The following is a 15,568-nucleotide window of genomic DNA, read 5'->3' on the forward strand; positions in this document are numbered from 1 at the left end:
AAGAGAGGGATGGATGTGCGTTTTAGAAAAAGCGGATGGCGAAGAAGGGGCAGAAGAGCCCTGGGGATAACGGTTTTTGTGATCATGGGGTTGTTCGCTCTGTTTTTCATCGCAGAAAAACGAATCGAGCCGACGCTGATGCTGATCGCGCAGGCCAAAGTGGATCAAGTGGCGAAGCTCGCCATTACAGATGCGGTCACCAAGCGACTCAGTCAGCAGGGGGTTGATTTCAACGAAGTCGTCCTCATGGAAAAGGATCAGGAGGGCAGCATCAAGGCGGTGAACTTCAATTTTCGGGAGTACTCCCGGATCGTCGGGGAGACGACGGCACGGATCCAGAATCGCCTGAAGGAATTTGAGCAAGAAAACGTAAAAACGACGGTGCCGCTCGGTCTGGCAACGAAAAACGTCTTTTTGGAGCACCTGGGACCGGACATCCCGATCTCGTTTGTCCCCATCGGCGCCGTCAAAACGAGGCTCGAAACAGGGCTCAAGCAGGCAGGAATCAACATGGTTCTGGTGACCGTCTACATTTACGTCGAGGTAGATTTGCGGGTCATCATTCCGTTTGCCACCGACCAGCAGACCGTCACGACACAGATCCCGATCACGGAGGCGTTGATTGTCGGCAAGGTACCGACCTATCTCTACGACAATCCCTCAGGCAAGCCGGATGTGCCGATGCCGCGCACGGGTCAGAGCATCTCTCCCTGAAAATTATTTTGAAACGTTTGTTGAATGCTGTCGTCCAAGTTATAGAGACACTACACAATAGACAAAAATTGGAGGCTGAAACAGCATGAAAACAATACGAACAGGCATGATGACTTTGGCGGCACTGGCCGTTTTGGGAACCAACGTGGTATCGGCAACCTCCGAACCAGTAAAAGAGCTTTCCGTCAACGTAAACGGACAGCATATCGAGCAAGCAGCGATTTTCGATAAAGGTCAACAAACGGTACTGGTTCCCCTCCGTGATGTAGCGGAATCCCTAGGGTTCCAGGTGAAATGGAACGCTGAGACAAAAGCGGCAGAAGTAAACAAAGGAGCTATCTTCAGCTACGCGAAAGTCGGCGAAGACCGCTACCCGTTTGCGAAAATGTACAAAACCTTGGGTGCGGAGCCGCGTCTGCTGAATGGCAACACGTATGTGCCAGTGGCATTCGTCGATGAAATCCTGCAAGCGGAAGTAAACGTAACCGATGATGCGGTAACCGTGGTAGACGAAGAATCCGACGTTGCTCCTGTGCGCACCGGCACCATCACTACCCTCAATAAAAGAGAGGATGGCGGAGTATCCTTCCAATTGAACGGATATGAGACCGGAATCATTCTGCACGTAGATAAGGAGACCAAAATTACGACGGCTGACGGAAAAGAACTGAAGCCAGAGGACCTGCAGCTGGGTATGGAAGTAGAAGCGACGCACCAAAAATTCATGGCGATGAGCATGCCGCCGCAATCCGGCGCTGTGAGCATCGTGGTAAAAAGCGGCCTGGAAACACCTGAGGTGCTCGGTACAGCAGGGAAAGTGGCAAGCATCGATAAAGACCAGGAAGGCAGCTACAAAATGCTGGTGGAAGGTCAGGCCCTGGCTGAGAATGCACCTGAAAAAGTAGCGTTGATCGTAGGTAAAGATACCAAAATCGTGAGTGCGAAAGACAACAAGGAGCTCGCACCTGAGGATCTGAAAGCAGAGATGAAAGTATTTGCTTATTATGGTCCAAAACTGACTCGCAGCCTGCCGCCAATCGGTGTTGCTGAGAAAATCGTAGTAGAATAATGAGCTAGAAGCGGAACGGCAGAGGCTGTTCCGCTTCTTTTTGCTTGGGAGCCGGGCGCAGACTGCAGAGGCCAGCGATGAGCGCTGCACCCGCACACAGGCAAGCGAGCACAGTAAAACCCCACGCCTGATAAACGGGTCCTCCCACATAGGAGCCGATCGTCATCCCGATGTACATGCCTGTGATGTTCCATGCCATGATTCTTCCGAGGTGGTCCGGGTATTCCAGGGCGAGGCGGGATTGATAGGAAGGGACAAAGGCATAGCCGACGAATGCCCAGAGGAAAAGCAAGACAAATAGCCAGACTCCCTGCTGGTAGAACAGCCCTACGCAGACAAGACAGGCGGTTAACGTCAGTAGACTTGCAGAAGAAATCGCTTTGGCTCCAAATTTGTCTGCCAGGTTTCCACCGTTTAGACTGCCAAGCATGGCTCCGACCCCGTACGCGATAAGGGAAGCTGCGATCTGGGAGGGACGAAAGCCGATATCCTCCGTCAGAGACGTACCGAGATAGGTGTAGACGCCATAGATGGCAGTGGCCCAGTAGACAGTGACGAGGACGGAACGAACCATCAACGTGACAGAAGGGGCAAAACCTCGCGCAGCCGGGCTCGAATGCCTGCGCTGCGGCCAAATGGCGAGATTGATCCAGGCGAGAATAAAGCTAAGGACGGCGATCAGCCAGAACGTAAAGCGCCAGCCATACTGATCGGCAATCAAGGTTCCAAGCGGCGTGCCGGCCCAAAGACCAGTCAAATTGCCGGAGACGACGACGGACAGCCAGGCTGCTCTGCGGCTCGGAGGAGCCAAATCACTCACAAACGCATAGACACAAGGGGCGATGGCGGCGAGAGCCAAGCCTGCAACAGCCCGACTGGTGAGAAGCATGCCAAAGGAAGCGGCAAAGCCGGTCCACAGATTGGCGAGGCAAAACAGGACAAGACCTCCCCATAAAAGGAGACGCCGCCGCTTTGCATAACGGTCAAACAAAACGCCCATCAAGGGAGAGCCGCAAGCGTACATGATGGACATGGCCGTCACGAGCCAACCGGCTACGGCAGGTGTCACGCCATACTCTTCTGCGATGGACGGCAGCAAGGGAGAGACGACAAAGACGTCCGTCCCTACGACGAACAGGGTAGTGGCACCCGTGACCAACCAAACGGCAGCGTTCCTCGTCAAAATCCCATACCTCCTGACAGATCCGTGCAAAATGGATGCTTCTATCAGTTATATGGAGAGAACGGGAGGGGGTGCCTACTCCTGTGAGCCGGGATGAATGGGATACGCCATGCAAATGACGCGGCCCAGCTTCTCCGTGACACGCTCTTCGTAGGCGGCAAAGCCAACCTTCTCGTAAAAGGGCACGACAGCCTGATTCTTCTCCAATACACCGAGGTGGAGAGAAGCATAGCCATTTTCCCGGTACCAGGCGATGAGGCAGTCGAGAAATTCTTTGGCGTAGCCCCTTCCATGGGCACGACTGTCGATCATGATCAGTCCGAGCCACGGATGTCCGTCACGCGGGTTTTTCAGAATAAATTGGGCGATACCGATCAGGGAATCGCTGGAAGACTCGCGCAAGCAGTAGCTGTACGAGCCTTCCAAAGCTAGGTTATCCGCATGGTCTTGGGCGACGGCATCCAGGGAGACGGCGCGCTGCCCATAGGCGTATTCCATGTAAGCAGGATTGGAGTTGTAGACGTCGAGAAGCTCGGGAAAATCACGCTCGGCAACGGGGGTATAGACGAGACGGCTGCTGGCGGTGGGAAACGGGGTAGGCATAAATGGACACTCCTTGCAATTGATGTTAGACATTTATCTAATTAGATAATAAGCGAAATAGATTTCGTGTCAATAGCACTAGCGATGGTAGCGAGGTTCAGGGAATTCCCCGATACACAATCTCGCCTGTAAACTCTACAATAGCGGTAAGAAGATTGTCTTACGAGGAGGAGCGCATGAGTACGTGGAGAGAAGAGCTGGGTACGTCCAGTGAAATGATTTCGCTGATGCAGTCCATCTTTGAAGGCGTAAGTGATGCCATCCTGGTGGTAGACCGCGACGGCTTGATCATAAGGGTCAATGCCGCACTGGAGCAAATGACAGGCTGGACCGAGAGTGAATTGGTCGGGATCAAACATATTTGTGAGCTGTGTCTGGGGATGGCGACCTGCATGGAAGAGTCGACCTGTGCCGATTGCTTCTTCAAACAGGTGCAGATGCCTTCCTTTGAGATGCGTCTGCGAACGAAAGACGGCAGGGACTATCCAGTTGCTGCGAGCTCTGCGCGATTGCCGGATGGAACGAACGGCGAGCTGGTGATGGTCATCCGGGACATGTCTGCGCAGCAGCGGGCTGAAAAGGAGCGCTACCAGCACAAGCTGACCAATTACGTGATTCAGGCGCAGGAGGAAGAGCGTAAGCGGATTGCCCGCGAGCTTCATGATGGAGTGGGGCAGGCCCTCTACAGCATCCTGGTCGGGCTCAACGTAGTCGGGCAGAGCCAACTGAGCGACCCGATCCGGCAGCATGTGACAGACCTTTTGCAGATGACGTCCAAGGCGATGGAAGAGGTAAAGCGCATGGCTCTCGAGCTGCGGCCATCCGCGCTGGATGACTTGGGGCTTTTGCCGGCCTTGCGTTCCTTGATGAAGCGAGTGGAAAAAAGCTTTGACATACAGGTCGAGCTGCATGTGCAGGGAGGGCACCGCCGCTATTCGGCCGCCATGGAGACCGCGCTCTACCGCATCGTCCAGGAGGCGATGACCAATACGGCAAAATACGCCAAGGCAAGTCAGCTGGGGATCGTGTTCGAAGACAGAGAAAAAGAAGTTGTGGTGACCATCGTAGATGATGGCGTCGGCTTTGAGGTAGAGAAGGCTTTGCATACGGGCAAGGGCTTGGGTGTTTTTGGCATGAAGGAGCGGGCACAGCTATTGGGTGGCACGGTAGACATCCGTTCGGCTCCCGATGAGGGCACGACTGTCATCGTGCGCATCCCGGTTTCAAAGGAGGAGACAGAACATGGCTATTCGCGTGCTGATCGCTGACGACCACGCCGTTGTGCGCTCAGGGTTGGGAATGCTGATTAACGCCCAGGAGGATATGGAAGTCGTCGGATACGCTGCTGACGGAAAAGAAGCGTGTGAAAAAGCAGTGGACATCCATCCCGATGTCGTTTTGATGGATTTGAGCATGCCTCCGGGGGAAAACGGATTGACAGCCACGGCGAGGCTAAGGGAGACCGCTCCCGAGATACAGGTGCTCGTCTTGACCATGCACGATGACGAGGAATACTTGTTTCGTGTCCTGCAAGCAGGGGCGGCGGGATATATTTTGAAAAGCGCCCCCGATCTGGATCTCATCGCGGCCATTCGGTCTGTGCACAATGGCATGGCGTACCTGTATCCATCCGCGACCAAATCGTTGATCGAGGAATTTCTGCAGATGGTCAAAAGCGGAGAAGAGCAGGCGAAATACGAAATTCTCACGGAACGGGAAAAGGAAGTACTCGTGTTGATCGCCAAAGGCTTCAGCAACAAGGAAATTGCTGAGCAGTTGACCGTCTCTGTCAAAACGGTAGAATCGCACAAGGCGCATATCATGGAGAAGCTGCATCTGCGAACGCGTCCAGATCTGGTGCGGTATGCGATCAAAAAAGGCTGGCTGGATTTTGAATAGGAAGTAGAGAGAGGCGAGACCCGGGACATATGGTTCCCGGGTTTTTCCGTTTTTGAATTTCAGGATATTTTCAGGATGCGCTCGCTATGATGGAGGGGAAGAAAGGACGGAAAGGACTGTAGAGAAGGCATGCGAAAACAATCGAGATGGTCGAAATGGAAAGTGGGAGGCGGTCTGGTGGTCTCCCTGGCAGTTCTCTTCCAGGTGGCGAAAGCAGATCCGGCGTTTGGGAAAGCGGTACAAGCAGCTCAGGAAAATGAGGATGCCTACGACTCCGACGATAGCGAACAGGCATCTTCGGAAATGCTGCCAGTCGTTGAAGGAGACGAAGATGATGACGCAGTGGGGCATGATTTTGAGGGTGCTCTTTTGCATGATGCGGACGAGTCTGGAAAAAGTGAGACGAGCGGGGATGAGCACCCGGATTCGGATGACAGGAGGTCCACTCTCCCGACTGTTCCCGCTGCGTCCATGCAGACAGCGGTTCATAAGCCAGCGGGGCATGCCCCTGTCTCTTCAACTCATACACAAAAGAGCACAGGCTCTTCGAAGCAAACGACAGCTTCCACCCAGGCGAAGGGCGTGTCGACAGCATCCAGTACAGCCCCAAAAGCAGCGACAGCGGTACCTTCTGCTACCAAAACGCCTGCTCCTGTGGTGGATCAAGAGCCGCAGCAGCAACCACAGGAGGCACCGCCTGCGGATATTCCCCCTGCCCCTGAGGAGAGCACAGCAGCGCCGTTGGATGCAAGCAAGGAAGCCAGCCTGGACGCCGCTCCTCAATCAGAAGAAAGCTCGTCCACGAAAACGGAGACCAAGAAGAAAAAGTCACATACGAAAAGCCGCCGATCGTAAATTTCTGCCAAAGGAGTGGGTTTTGATGCAACCAGAGGTGCCCTTGCATGTCTATCGCTCTCGAGCCATGAATACCGAGATAGAGGTGATCTGGGAGAGCCAGGCTCTTCGGAAGAGCCGTGCGCTGGAGAAGATCGCAGACAAGTGGTTCCATGCGGTTGAGCAGCGCTTTAGCCGGTTTATGCCTGACAGTGAGCTTTCCTATCTGAATCGCCAGAGCGGAAGTCTGACGCTTATCTCGGGGGCGATGGCAGAGGTGCTGTCTCTGGCCGAAATCTTTCATATTCAGACAGAAGGCATGTTCAGTCCATTCGTGTACGATGCGCTTCATGCTGCCGGCTACAGCCAGTCCTATGACATCGTGAAACAAGCAGATGCTGTGACGTCAGACAGTTCATGCTCCGGCGCTTATTCCATGACGCTCCATTCAGGCATGAAAGCGGTGCAGTTGCAAGACGGCACGCACCTTGATCTGGGCGGAATTGTCAAAGGATGGTCAGCCGAAAAAATGGCTGATAAGCTGAGACTCGCGTACGGGGTCCGGCGGGGATTGGTCAACGCAGGTGGAGATGTGCAGGTATGGGGGGGCAGCAGCGCGCAAGAGCCATGGCGCATCGGTATTGCCAGCCCGTGGCATCCAGAGGAGGAGCTGGCGATGGTTTCCTTGAGAGACGGGGCTGTGGCCACCTCCAGCTCATGGGGAAGAAGATGGAACCACGCAAAGCATGGCGTCCAGCATCATCTGATCGACCCTCGCACCATGCGTCCCGGCAGCAGCGATGTCATCCAGTGCAGCATCGCAGGAGACAGTCTCATCTCCTGTGAAATTTGGGCGAAGGTCGTTTGTCTGTTCGGGCTGGAGCGTGGACTAGCGCTGCTGCAAACGAAATGTCCGCGCATGGAAGCATTGATTGTTTCCGAGACAGGAGACCTTCATTTGCTCCGGCGGCATCCGCAGGAAAAGGAGAGATGGGAGACGGAGCATATCGATTTTATACATGAGAAGGCCAATTAGGGGAAAGGAGCGCATTTGAAATGACAGAATGGATCTTGCAGCTGCCTACGTGGGAAATGATTCGATTCTTCGGGTTGCTTTCGTATTTTATGCTTTTTGCCGGCGTTGCCATCGGCATTAGCTACAGCTTCCCGGGATGGGCTCCAAAGACAAAGGGGAAACTTTACAGGATGCACGAAGCAGCTTCGGTTTCCGGTATGTTTTTGGGAGTATTTCATGCTATGCTGCTCGTGATTGACACGTACATGCCTTTTTCTTGGCATGAAATCCTGCTGCCGTTTGCCGCTTCGCATGCCCCTGTCATAAATGGTCTGGGAACGATTGCGGCATACGGTATGGTAATCATTATTTTGACGACCGATCTGCGAAACAAGCTGAACAGGAAAGTATGGCGATTGATTCATTTCGCCTCTTATCCCACCTTTGTACTGGCGCTTGTTCACGGAATCAGCGGCGGCACGGACACCAAAGTGGGATGGATCTTTTTATCCTACGTCCTCACGTTTGCGGTCGTCACGATTCTCTCGATTGCCAGAGCCTTTCTAGGAGGGAAACGCAGCCTTGCACATTCTGCTGGTAGAAGATGACCCCAAGCTGGGGCCGCTGATTCAATACAAATTAAGCCAGGACTATCATACAGTCGAATGGGTGGCAGACGCCGAGCTCGCCATGGAGTACCTGCAGCAGACCCACTATGATCTGTACATTTTAGACTGGATGATGCCCAAAAAAAGCGGGTTAATGCTATGTGAGGAAATCCGTGCCCGCAATGATCGCACCCCCATCCTGATGCTGACTGCACGGGACTCCATCGATGATCGGGTGGCTGGACTTACGATAGGAGCAGATGATTACCTGGTGAAGCCATTTGCTTTTGAAGAGCTGTTCGCCCGCATTCATGCATTGGCGAGGCGGATCCCTGTGGCTCTGCATCAGGAACAGAGCTGCGAGTACGCGGGAATCAGGCTGGACAGACAGACGCATGAGGTATGGCGAGATGAAAGGCTTCTCAACTTAACCAAAAAGGAGTTCCAGCTTCTGGAGTTTTTCCTGCGCCATCCGGAAAAAGTGCTCACTCGCGAGCAAATCATCAATTACGTCTGGGGGCTGGACGCGATGATCACTCCCAATGCGGTCGACGCAGCGATCAAGCTGCTGCGAAAAAAAGTGGACGACGGATTCACGCAAAAGCTGATTCACAACGTCAGAGGTGTCGGCTATCGTCTCTATGAAGCGGAGGAGCACGAGCGTGTTTGAGCAGACGAGGAAACGATTGACCCTCATGTACAGCGGGATGCTGGCATTGATATTGCTGGTGGTGTTTGTCGGTTTCTATTGGACGCTCTCCGCCATTATGTTTCGCAACGAGCAGTCACAGCTGGAAGCAATAGGGGAAAAAGCCATTCATGAATGGAAGGAATCGCGGGAGAGAAAGCTCCTTCCCCAGGGCTCGGAGGAGGCCGGGAATCTCGGCGAGAGGAGGATGGACTTCGACTTTTTGCAGCCCAACCAGCTATTCATGCTTCTGACAAAAGAGGAGCAGCTTTTCAAACTGAATGCTGAGCATGACGGTGAGCTAGCTTCGGCTATTCAAACAGCGATTTTGGAGCATGAGCCAGGCGCAGGGAGGATGTCGCACATCTCCGTAACAGCTGCGGGAGAAAACAAAATCTTTGCCGTCTACCGTCCCTTCTTCGCGGAAGATGACGTCCGGCTCTATCTTGCAGAAGACGTTTCCCGCATGGAGCAGCTTCTGCACCAAATGAGATGGGCGTTGATTGTGACCGGAATTCTTTTGCTGGGGGTAGCGGCGCTGGTCGGATACTGGTTTTCAGGACGAGCGATGATCCCGATCAACCAGTCCTATAAAAGGCAAAAAGACTTCACAACGGATGCTTCGCACGAATTTCGCACGCCGCTGAGTGTCATATTGTCATCCGCCGAAATTTTGCAAGAAAAAAAGGAGGCGCTGCCTCCTTTTCACCAAACGGTGCTGCAAAGCATGGTGGACGAGATTCACCGAATGCGCAGGCTCGCGGATGACCTTCTGACGTTGGCCAGAAGTGATGTCGAGACCAATCAAAAGCGCTCATTTCAGCGAGTGGAATTGCACGATCTGATTCGCGAGGTCGCAGAACGGATGCAAATCAAGGCATCTGCTAAAAAAGTAAGCGTCGTTAACCGTGTCGCTCTCGAAGGGGCATATCTGTTGGGGGACGGCGACTCCATCCGTCAGTTGTTCTACATTTTGCTCGATAACGCCGTAAAGTACAGCGAAGAAGGGAACGAGGTAGTCGTAGACGCGGTTCTGGAAGGGCCAAACCGGGTGGCATGCTCGGTTCGCGACTACGGAAACGGAATCCCTGAAGAAGATTTGCCGTATGTATTCGAGCGTTTCTATCGCGCGGACAAGGCACGTTCGCGGGATGTGGAAGGAACGGGCCTCGGGCTGGCAATTGCGGCCCAAATCGTGAAAATGCACAAAGGCCAAATCAGCGTTAGCAGCACCAAGGAACGAGGCACTGTATTCACCGTTGCCTTTCCGATCATATTGAGTTAGCCAAGAGGTGATTTTTTCATGACAAGCCAAGCGAAACCGCATTGGATACAAAACAAGACAGAACGAATCTGGGTATACATCGCCCTTTTGCTGGCTTCATTCATCGTGCTGGGGGGGATCTGGCAGCTTTATCAGTATCCGGGTGGCACCTTTCACACGCGGGCATTCAAATCAGTCTTCAAGGACAACGGCTCTCTGGCAAGGCTGGCGGTTTTTGTCGTTCTCGCCCATTACGCCATTTTGTTTCTGTTTAAGAAGGGTCTCGTGGAACGGTGGGACAAAGTGAAAAAATGGCTGATAACGGCATCGCGCTTGGCTCGCAAATGGCATACGCCTGCTGCCCTGGTGGCGTTGTCGCTTATCGTCCTGCATGTTGTCGGAGCATTTCTGTACGGAATTGAGCTCAATTTTGAGAATGTGAGCGGACTGCTCGCACTCTGTGTGCTGCTTCCTGTACCAATATCTGGGCTTCTGCGGTACCGAAAGCTGGATAAGAAGTGGCATTTGCGTTCAGGACTCGCGTTTGCTGTTCTTTTTTTCGTGCATGCTTTTCTTTAATGAAGTTGCGAGAGATGAAAAGCGGAGAGTAGGCGGCGCATAGGCCGAGCTTACTCTCCTCTTTGTTTTGGGTAGGTGCCGTCACAGGTTCATCATGCTGCGAAACGCTTTGACTTTTCCTCTGCTGACAGGAATATCCGTCTGGCTGTCGTCGTTCATCTTGATCAAGTACGTATTGTTGAACCAAGGGATGATTTCCTTGATCTGTTTCACATTCAGGATGTAGTTTCGGTGGCTGCGAAAGAAAGAGCCCGACCGGTTCAAGATCGTTTCCAGCTCATTGAGGGACAAGTCGCATTTTTCGATGCTCTCCTTTGTCGCAATGAACAAATCTCGTTCCCGGACAAAGGCGAAATAAATGCTGCTCACCTGGATCGGGATAATCTTGTTGTTTTTGCGGATGCAGACTTGCTCATCCAGCATCGGGACCGTCGCTGCGCGATCGTACACATCCGGCTTATTCAGAAGCGTCTTCACTTTTTTGATCGCATCATCCAGCTGAGATTCAAGGATCGGTTTGGTCAGGTAGCCAACAGCCGGAGTCGAAAAAGCTTCCAGCGCGTGCTCATAAAAAGCAGTCGAAAAAATAATCAGCGGAGGCTTGGACATCTGGTTCAATTTCTTGGCGAATTCGAGGCCGCTCATGCCAGGCATGTGAATATCGAGAAAAAGCAAATCTGGCTCGGAATGGACGATATGGGGCAGCGCATCGATCGGATTGTAGTGGATCGATGTCACTTCGATATCGATATATTTTTTCAGCAAGTATTCCAATTCGGAACAAATAGCCGGTTCGTCATCAATAATAACCGTCTTCAAGAACATGTAGTTTCACATCCTTTCAGGAATCGGATAACGGGGCAGCGAAAGATACGATCGTTCCGGCACCAAGCTTGCTTTGAATCTGCAGGCCGTACTCTTTTCCGTAGATGGATTGCAGCCGCTGATGGACATTGGAAAGACCGATTCCCTGGGAGTGGTGGTTCCAAATTTCGGCCAAACGCTCCTCGCTGATTCCCACCCCGTTGTCTTCAATGCAAATTTTCACCTCATCGCCGTACTTCTCTACGCGAATCGTAAGCAGGCAATCGCTCACTTTTGGAAACAGGCCGTGGTGAATGGCGTTTTCAATGATCGGCTGCAAGGTCAGGATGGGCAATTTTCGTGTCAGCAGTGATTCATCGACCTCCATGTTCACTTTCAAGCGGTTGGCGAACCTGACCTTTTCGATTTCGAGGTAAGAGGTAATTCCGTCCAGCTCTTCCTGCAAGCTGTGATAATTCCCCTTGCTTTTCAAATTGCGTCTGAAAATGTCGCTTAAATTGCCGATCAGATTTCTCGCCTGTTCAGGGTCTGTCCGACAATAAGACATGATGGTGCCCAGCGTATTGAACAGGAAATGCGGGTTGATTTGCGCTTGCAGGGCGTTCACCTCTGCCTGCTGCCGCATCTTGGTATGATACTCGATCTCGGCCAGCTCGATTTGGACCGATAACAGCTTGGCCAAGCCGTCCAGTAAATTCAGGTTGGTCTGGTACGTACTGAAGGAAGAGCTTTTCAAGTAGAATTGCAGCGTTCCAATCGGCTGGTTGTGATGGCACAAGGGTGCGCCGATGACCGTTTTGAGCCGAAGCGAGCGGGGAGCGGCTAGATCTTTTTCGTGGTGCACCACTGCATTTTGGCTCAATACGGATTTTGCCACCTGTGCGCAGAGCGCCTCTTTATCCAAATGATTCTCTAACACATTTCCCCTTGCGCTGAGCAGCTTCTCACGGTCGGTAATGGCGACTGCGTCCACCCTGGCGATTTCACGAATGATTTCAGCGGTTTTTTCAGCCGAATCCAGATTCAGTCCTGTCCGGAGATGAGGCAGAGTCTGGCTTGCAATGGACAAGGCAAGATTGGCTCCCTGAGCACCTGACTGGTCTTGGATCATTTTCATATTGAGAAAAATACGAGTGAAGATCAACAGTCCTATGACTGTCACGAGCGTAGTTGGAATGGCGATTTTTATCTCCAGCTCCAGTGCCGCCGAAAAAGGCCTCGCGATGAGCAGCACCATTACTTTCTGGATCAGCTCGGCTGTCACGCCCACCAGCACAATATGGTACCATTTCAAGCGAAACAGATTGATCTTGGTACTGACCATTCCCCCGAAGAGGCCGGCCATGACGGTCGAGATGGCACAAGCCGCAGCGGTAAATCCGCCAATCGAATAGCGATGAATGCCTCCGATGACGCCGGAAATAAAGCCGACGACAGGCCCCCCGATCAACCCGCCCACAACGGCCCCGACAATGCGCGTATTGGCGAGCGCATCATTGATCCGGATTCCATGCTCGGTTCCGATCACGGACAGGAGACCGAACAGCGCGGAGAGGATCAATACCCGCATCCAATTGTTTTTTCCGTATACGATGTTTCGAAAGTAATCCAGCTGGCCGAGGATGAGGGAGATCACCGCGATGGCGGAGATGTTTTCCAGCAGTCTGAGCAGCATAGTGAAATTCATAGTAGCCCCCTTATGGTAAAGGGTATCTTGATCCCGCTGATAAATCAACGCAACTCAAATGGGAATATTGGCAGGTCAGTTACCGATTTTGCACGCTCAGGACAATGAGATAGATGCGTGATAAATAATCGCTCTAAAATAGGGACAGTTCAGATTATTCGAATCGGTTTTCGGGAGAAAATGAAATCCCTTTCAAAGCAAATGATGCCCCCCTTGCGTGAGCAAAGGTATTGTTTCATTTGCAAGCGGTTTCAATATCTCCCTTGCAAATTAGGTTCGGGTCAAACATGAGGAGGGTGCAGCTATGAATCAATCGAGCGATCGCGAAAAGTCGCGGCGCATCACAAGTAACATCTTTAAAGGTTCGCTCGGGAACCTGATCGAATGGTACGACTGGTATGCCTATGCTGCTTTTGCGGTATATTTTTCGTCCCAGTTCTTTCCGAAAGGTGACCCGACCAGCCAACTGCTGAATACAGCAGCCGTATTTGCCATCGGGTTTTTGATGCGTCCCATCGGGAGTTTGCTCTTGGGACGCTACGCTGACCGTCACGGGCGCCGTGCAGCGCTGACGCTGTCCGTCACCATCATGGCCGGCGGATCCTTGGTGATTGCTTGTACGCCAGGCTATGAAACGATCGGCGTGTTTGCTCCTATCATTCTCGTCCTGGCTCGCCTGCTCCAAGGCCTGTCGCTTGGCGGGGAATACGGAACATCTGCCACGTATTTGTCCGAGATGGCTGACAGAGGTCGTCGCGGTTTCTACTCCAGCTTTCAGTACGTCACACTGATCAGCGGCCAGCTGGTGGCGCTGGGTGTGCAAATTATTTTGCAGCAGATCCTTAGCGAAGCAGATATGCACACATGGGGCTGGCGCATTCCTTTCGTGATCGGTGCATTGGGCGCTCTGGCTGTACTGTGGCTGCGCCGCAGCATGGACGAATCCGAACAGTATGAGAAAATGGGCTCGAAAACGCGGGACAAGGCCGGTACGCTAAAGGAGCTGATGAAGCATCCGAAGGCAGTGATGGCGGTAGTCGGTTTGACTCTCGGGGGAACCATCGCATTCAACACGTACACGACCTATTTGCAAAAATTCATGGTGAATACAGTAGGACTGCCGAAAGAGGAAGTCAGCTGGATTAACTTTATCGCTTTGTTCGTATTCGTGATCCTGCAGCCGATTGCCGGCGCGCTGTCCGACCGGATTGGCCGACGTCCACTGCTGATTGGCTTCGGGGTTCTGGGAACATTGTTTACCGTTCCGCTGTTCCTGATCATGGAACAGACGAAAAGTCCGTACATGGCTTTCGTACTGATGCTGGTTGGTCTCATCATCGTCACAGGCTATACGTCCATCAACGCGATCGTGAAAGCCGAGCTGTTCCCAACGGAAATCCGTGCGCTGGGCGTTGGTTTCCCGTACGGGGTGACCGTGGCGATCTTCGGGGGTACAGCGGAGTTCATCGCGCTGTGGTTCAAGAGCATGGGTGTCGAGTCGCTCTTCTATTACTACGTAGCCGCTTGCATCGCATTGAGCCTCGTCGTCTACTGGCGCATGGGTGAGTCGTCGAAAACTTCCCAGATCGAAGCCGAGCTGGATGCTGAAAAAGGCAAAAAAGCTGCGGATCATCGCAAGGTGTCTTCCAAGGTAGCAAACTAACATTTTCGAAAAGCCTATCCGCCAACCTGACGCACATGAAGATGTGCCGGGTTGGCGGATTTTTTGCTGCAAATCTCGAGCTTCCGGATGTGACCAGCTTGCTTGCAGGCTGGTCATTTTGCTGTGTCTAACCTGTGACAGAAACTGGATAATATCAGGGTGTTTTCCCCTCACTTTAGGGGATTTCCCCGAATTACTTCGACCGCTGCCGCGGGATAGAATGAAGGCGTAACGGAAACACGCCATGAAAGGCAAAAAGAAAGGAGGAGAGAACGATGGAGACGCAGACAAACAGCCCGAAAAAGAAGCCGGGTCAAAAGCAAACAGGCCCGCAGACGGGAGAAGAAAATCTCCAGGGAACGTTTGCCGCTGTGCTGATCGTCGGAGGGATCATTCTCCTCAGTTGGTTTGGCGTATTTGGCCTTTTCCTGGAACGTGCATAAGAGGGGAAGCAAAGGAGGGTACGTATGCATTTGCATCGGTATGAAAAAATTTGGTTGATGCTCGGCGGTGGCGCCTTGGCGTTGTTTATCCTGCTGCTGTGCGTCAATGCGTTTGCGATGGGGATGGCGCCACCCAGCAATATGGAAATGATTGACCCGGCGAAGGTCACGGAGACGCCGCCTTTTGATAAACCGGGCCTGAAGCAGGTAGGCGATCAGGAGTACGACGCCTACATGACAGCTTTTGCATTTGGCTTCTCGCCAACGAAGATGGAAGTCCCGGTCGGTTCTACGGTGAACTTTCACGTCACGAGCCCGGATGTCATCCACGGTTTTCAGATACCCGGAACGAACGTCAATTTTATGGTGATGCCCGGGCATATCAACTCGGCGACCTACACCTTTGACAAACCGGGCGAGTATCTAATCATTTGCAACGAATACTGCGGCGCCGGTCATCAGGTGATGGCGACCACGATCATTGTGAAATAAAG

17 protein-coding genes are annotated in these 15,568 nt (G+C 52.7%); 13 read left to right on the forward strand and 4 right to left on the reverse strand.

Going from position 1 to position 15,568, the window contains the following annotated elements; genetic code table 11:
• The first annotated feature begins 15 nt into the window (after positions 1-15).
• Both yunB and JNE38_RS02250 read left to right on the forward strand, forming a co-directional pair.
• On the forward strand, positions 16-714 hold the full coding sequence (gene yunB, locus JNE38_RS02245) for a sporulation protein YunB (protein WP_203355060.1): 699 nt from the start codon (positions 16-18) through the stop codon (positions 712-714).
• Between the two features lie 85 nt (positions 715-799).
• Positions 800-1,783 carry a copper amine oxidase N-terminal domain-containing protein gene (locus tag JNE38_RS02250; RefSeq protein ID WP_203355061.1) on the forward strand — a complete coding sequence of 328 codons (984 nt, stop codon included), beginning with the start codon at positions 800-802 and terminating at the stop codon, positions 1,781-1,783.
• A gap of 4 nt (positions 1,784-1,787) precedes the next feature.
• Here JNE38_RS02250 and JNE38_RS02255 read toward each other — a convergent pair whose 3' ends face one another.
• On the reverse strand, positions 1,788-2,966 hold the full coding sequence (locus JNE38_RS02255; protein WP_203355062.1) for an MFS transporter: 1,179 nt from the start codon (positions 2,964-2,966) through the stop codon (positions 1,788-1,790).
• A gap of 75 nt (positions 2,967-3,041) precedes the next feature.
• Positions 3,042-3,569 carry a GNAT family N-acetyltransferase gene (locus tag JNE38_RS02260; RefSeq protein ID WP_203355063.1) on the reverse strand — a complete coding sequence of 176 codons (528 nt, stop codon included), beginning with the start codon at positions 3,567-3,569 and terminating at the stop codon, positions 3,042-3,044.
• Positions 3,570-3,745: 176 nt separating this feature from the next.
• Between JNE38_RS02260 and JNE38_RS02265 the strand changes: the two genes are divergently transcribed.
• From JNE38_RS02265 to JNE38_RS02300, 8 genes are all read left to right on the forward strand, one after another.
• Positions 3,746-4,837 (forward strand): sensor histidine kinase, encoded by a 1,092-nt coding sequence (locus tag JNE38_RS02265; RefSeq protein ID WP_203355064.1) that lies wholly within the window; start codon positions 3,746-3,748, stop codon positions 4,835-4,837.
• Positions 4,812-5,468, forward strand: a complete 657-nt coding sequence (locus tag JNE38_RS02270) for a response regulator (protein WP_275296674.1) — start codon at positions 4,812-4,814, stop codon at positions 5,466-5,468. Before JNE38_RS02265 ends, JNE38_RS02270 begins: the two co-directional genes overlap by 26 nt.
• Positions 5,469-5,597: 129 nt before the next feature.
• On the forward strand, positions 5,598-6,323 hold the full coding sequence (locus JNE38_RS02275) for a hypothetical protein (protein WP_203355065.1): 726 nt from the start codon (positions 5,598-5,600) through the stop codon (positions 6,321-6,323).
• 25 nt (positions 6,324-6,348) lie between these two features.
• Positions 6,349-7,338 (forward strand): FAD:protein FMN transferase, encoded by a 990-nt coding sequence (locus JNE38_RS02280; protein WP_203355066.1) that lies wholly within the window; start codon positions 6,349-6,351, stop codon positions 7,336-7,338.
• 20 nt (positions 7,339-7,358) lie between these two features.
• The gene (locus tag JNE38_RS02285) at positions 7,359-7,925 is read left to right on the forward strand and encodes a ferric reductase-like transmembrane domain-containing protein (RefSeq protein ID WP_203355067.1); all 567 of its coding nucleotides are present in this window, start codon (positions 7,359-7,361) and stop codon (positions 7,923-7,925) included.
• Positions 7,900-8,595, forward strand: coding sequence for a response regulator transcription factor (locus tag JNE38_RS02290; RefSeq protein WP_203355068.1), 696 nt, complete (start codon positions 7,900-7,902; stop codon positions 8,593-8,595). The genes JNE38_RS02285 and JNE38_RS02290 overlap by 26 nt, the downstream gene beginning before the upstream one ends.
• Positions 8,588-9,898 carry a sensor histidine kinase gene (locus JNE38_RS02295; RefSeq protein WP_203355069.1) on the forward strand — a complete coding sequence of 437 codons (1,311 nt, stop codon included), beginning with the start codon at positions 8,588-8,590 and terminating at the stop codon, positions 9,896-9,898. The genes JNE38_RS02290 and JNE38_RS02295 overlap by 8 nt, the downstream gene beginning before the upstream one ends.
• A gap of 18 nt (positions 9,899-9,916) precedes the next feature.
• Positions 9,917-10,456, forward strand: a complete 540-nt coding sequence (locus tag JNE38_RS02300; RefSeq protein ID WP_203355070.1) for a hypothetical protein — start codon at positions 9,917-9,919, stop codon at positions 10,454-10,456.
• A gap of 81 nt (positions 10,457-10,537) precedes the next feature.
• On the opposite strand, the gene JNE38_RS02305 is transcribed toward JNE38_RS02300, so the two are convergent.
• On the reverse strand, positions 10,538-11,281 hold the full coding sequence (locus JNE38_RS02305) for a LytR/AlgR family response regulator transcription factor (RefSeq protein WP_203355071.1): 744 nt from the start codon (positions 11,279-11,281) through the stop codon (positions 10,538-10,540).
• 16 nt (positions 11,282-11,297) lie between these two features.
• Complete coding sequence (locus JNE38_RS02310) at positions 11,298-12,968, reverse strand: LytS/YhcK type 5TM receptor domain-containing protein (protein WP_203355072.1); 1,671 nt, start codon at positions 12,966-12,968, stop codon at positions 11,298-11,300.
• A 304-nt stretch (positions 12,969-13,272) separates the two neighbouring features.
• Between JNE38_RS02310 and JNE38_RS02315 the strand changes: the two genes are divergently transcribed.
• From JNE38_RS02315 to JNE38_RS02325, 3 genes are all read left to right on the forward strand, one after another.
• Entirely contained in the window at positions 13,273-14,631 is a 1,359-nt protein-coding gene (locus JNE38_RS02315) for an MFS transporter (RefSeq protein WP_203355073.1), read from the forward strand.
• A gap of 275 nt (positions 14,632-14,906) precedes the next feature.
• Positions 14,907-15,074 carry a cytochrome c oxidase subunit 2A gene (locus tag JNE38_RS02320; RefSeq protein ID WP_203355074.1) on the forward strand — a complete coding sequence of 56 codons (168 nt, stop codon included), beginning with the start codon at positions 14,907-14,909 and terminating at the stop codon, positions 15,072-15,074.
• Between the two features lie 24 nt (positions 15,075-15,098).
• Positions 15,099-15,566, forward strand: a complete 468-nt coding sequence (locus tag JNE38_RS02325) for a cytochrome c oxidase subunit II (protein WP_203355075.1) — start codon at positions 15,099-15,101, stop codon at positions 15,564-15,566.
• The last annotated feature ends 2 nt before the right edge of the window (positions 15,567-15,568 follow it).

It is taken from the genome of Brevibacillus choshinensis (assembly GCF_016811915.1).
GTDB classification, from domain to species: domain Bacteria; phylum Bacillota; class Bacilli; order Brevibacillales; family Brevibacillaceae; genus Brevibacillus; species Brevibacillus choshinensis_A.

Bases quoted from the DNA above. Each gene is read 5' to 3' on its own strand.
- JNE38_RS02250 (WP_203355061.1), top strand. From the start codon at position 800: ATGAAAACAATACGAACAGGCATGATGACTTTGGCGGCACTGGCCGTT.
- JNE38_RS02260 (WP_203355063.1), bottom strand. From the start codon at position 3,569: ATGCCTACCCCGTTTCCCACCGCCAGCAGCCGTCTCGTCTATACCCCC.
- JNE38_RS02265 (WP_203355064.1), top strand. From the start codon at position 3,746: ATGAGTACGTGGAGAGAAGAGCTGGGTACGTCCAGTGAAATGATTTCG.
- JNE38_RS02270 (WP_275296674.1), top strand. From the start codon at position 4,812: ATGGCTATTCGCGTGCTGATCGCTGACGACCACGCCGTTGTGCGCTCA.
- JNE38_RS02275 (WP_203355065.1), top strand. From the start codon at position 5,598: ATGCGAAAACAATCGAGATGGTCGAAATGGAAAGTGGGAGGCGGTCTG.
- JNE38_RS02280 (WP_203355066.1), top strand. From the start codon at position 6,349: ATGCAACCAGAGGTGCCCTTGCATGTCTATCGCTCTCGAGCCATGAAT.
- JNE38_RS02285 (WP_203355067.1), top strand. From the start codon at position 7,359: ATGACAGAATGGATCTTGCAGCTGCCTACGTGGGAAATGATTCGATTC.
- JNE38_RS02300 (WP_203355070.1), top strand. From the start codon at position 9,917: ATGACAAGCCAAGCGAAACCGCATTGGATACAAAACAAGACAGAACGA.
- JNE38_RS02305 (WP_203355071.1), bottom strand. From the start codon at position 11,281: ATGTTCTTGAAGACGGTTATTATTGATGACGAACCGGCTATTTGTTCC.
- JNE38_RS02310 (WP_203355072.1), bottom strand. From the start codon at position 12,968: ATGAATTTCACTATGCTGCTCAGACTGCTGGAAAACATCTCCGCCATC.
- JNE38_RS02315 (WP_203355073.1), top strand. From the start codon at position 13,273: ATGAATCAATCGAGCGATCGCGAAAAGTCGCGGCGCATCACAAGTAAC.
- JNE38_RS02320 (WP_203355074.1), top strand. From the start codon at position 14,907: ATGGAGACGCAGACAAACAGCCCGAAAAAGAAGCCGGGTCAAAAGCAA.
- JNE38_RS02325 (WP_203355075.1), top strand. From the start codon at position 15,099: ATGCATTTGCATCGGTATGAAAAAATTTGGTTGATGCTCGGCGGTGGC.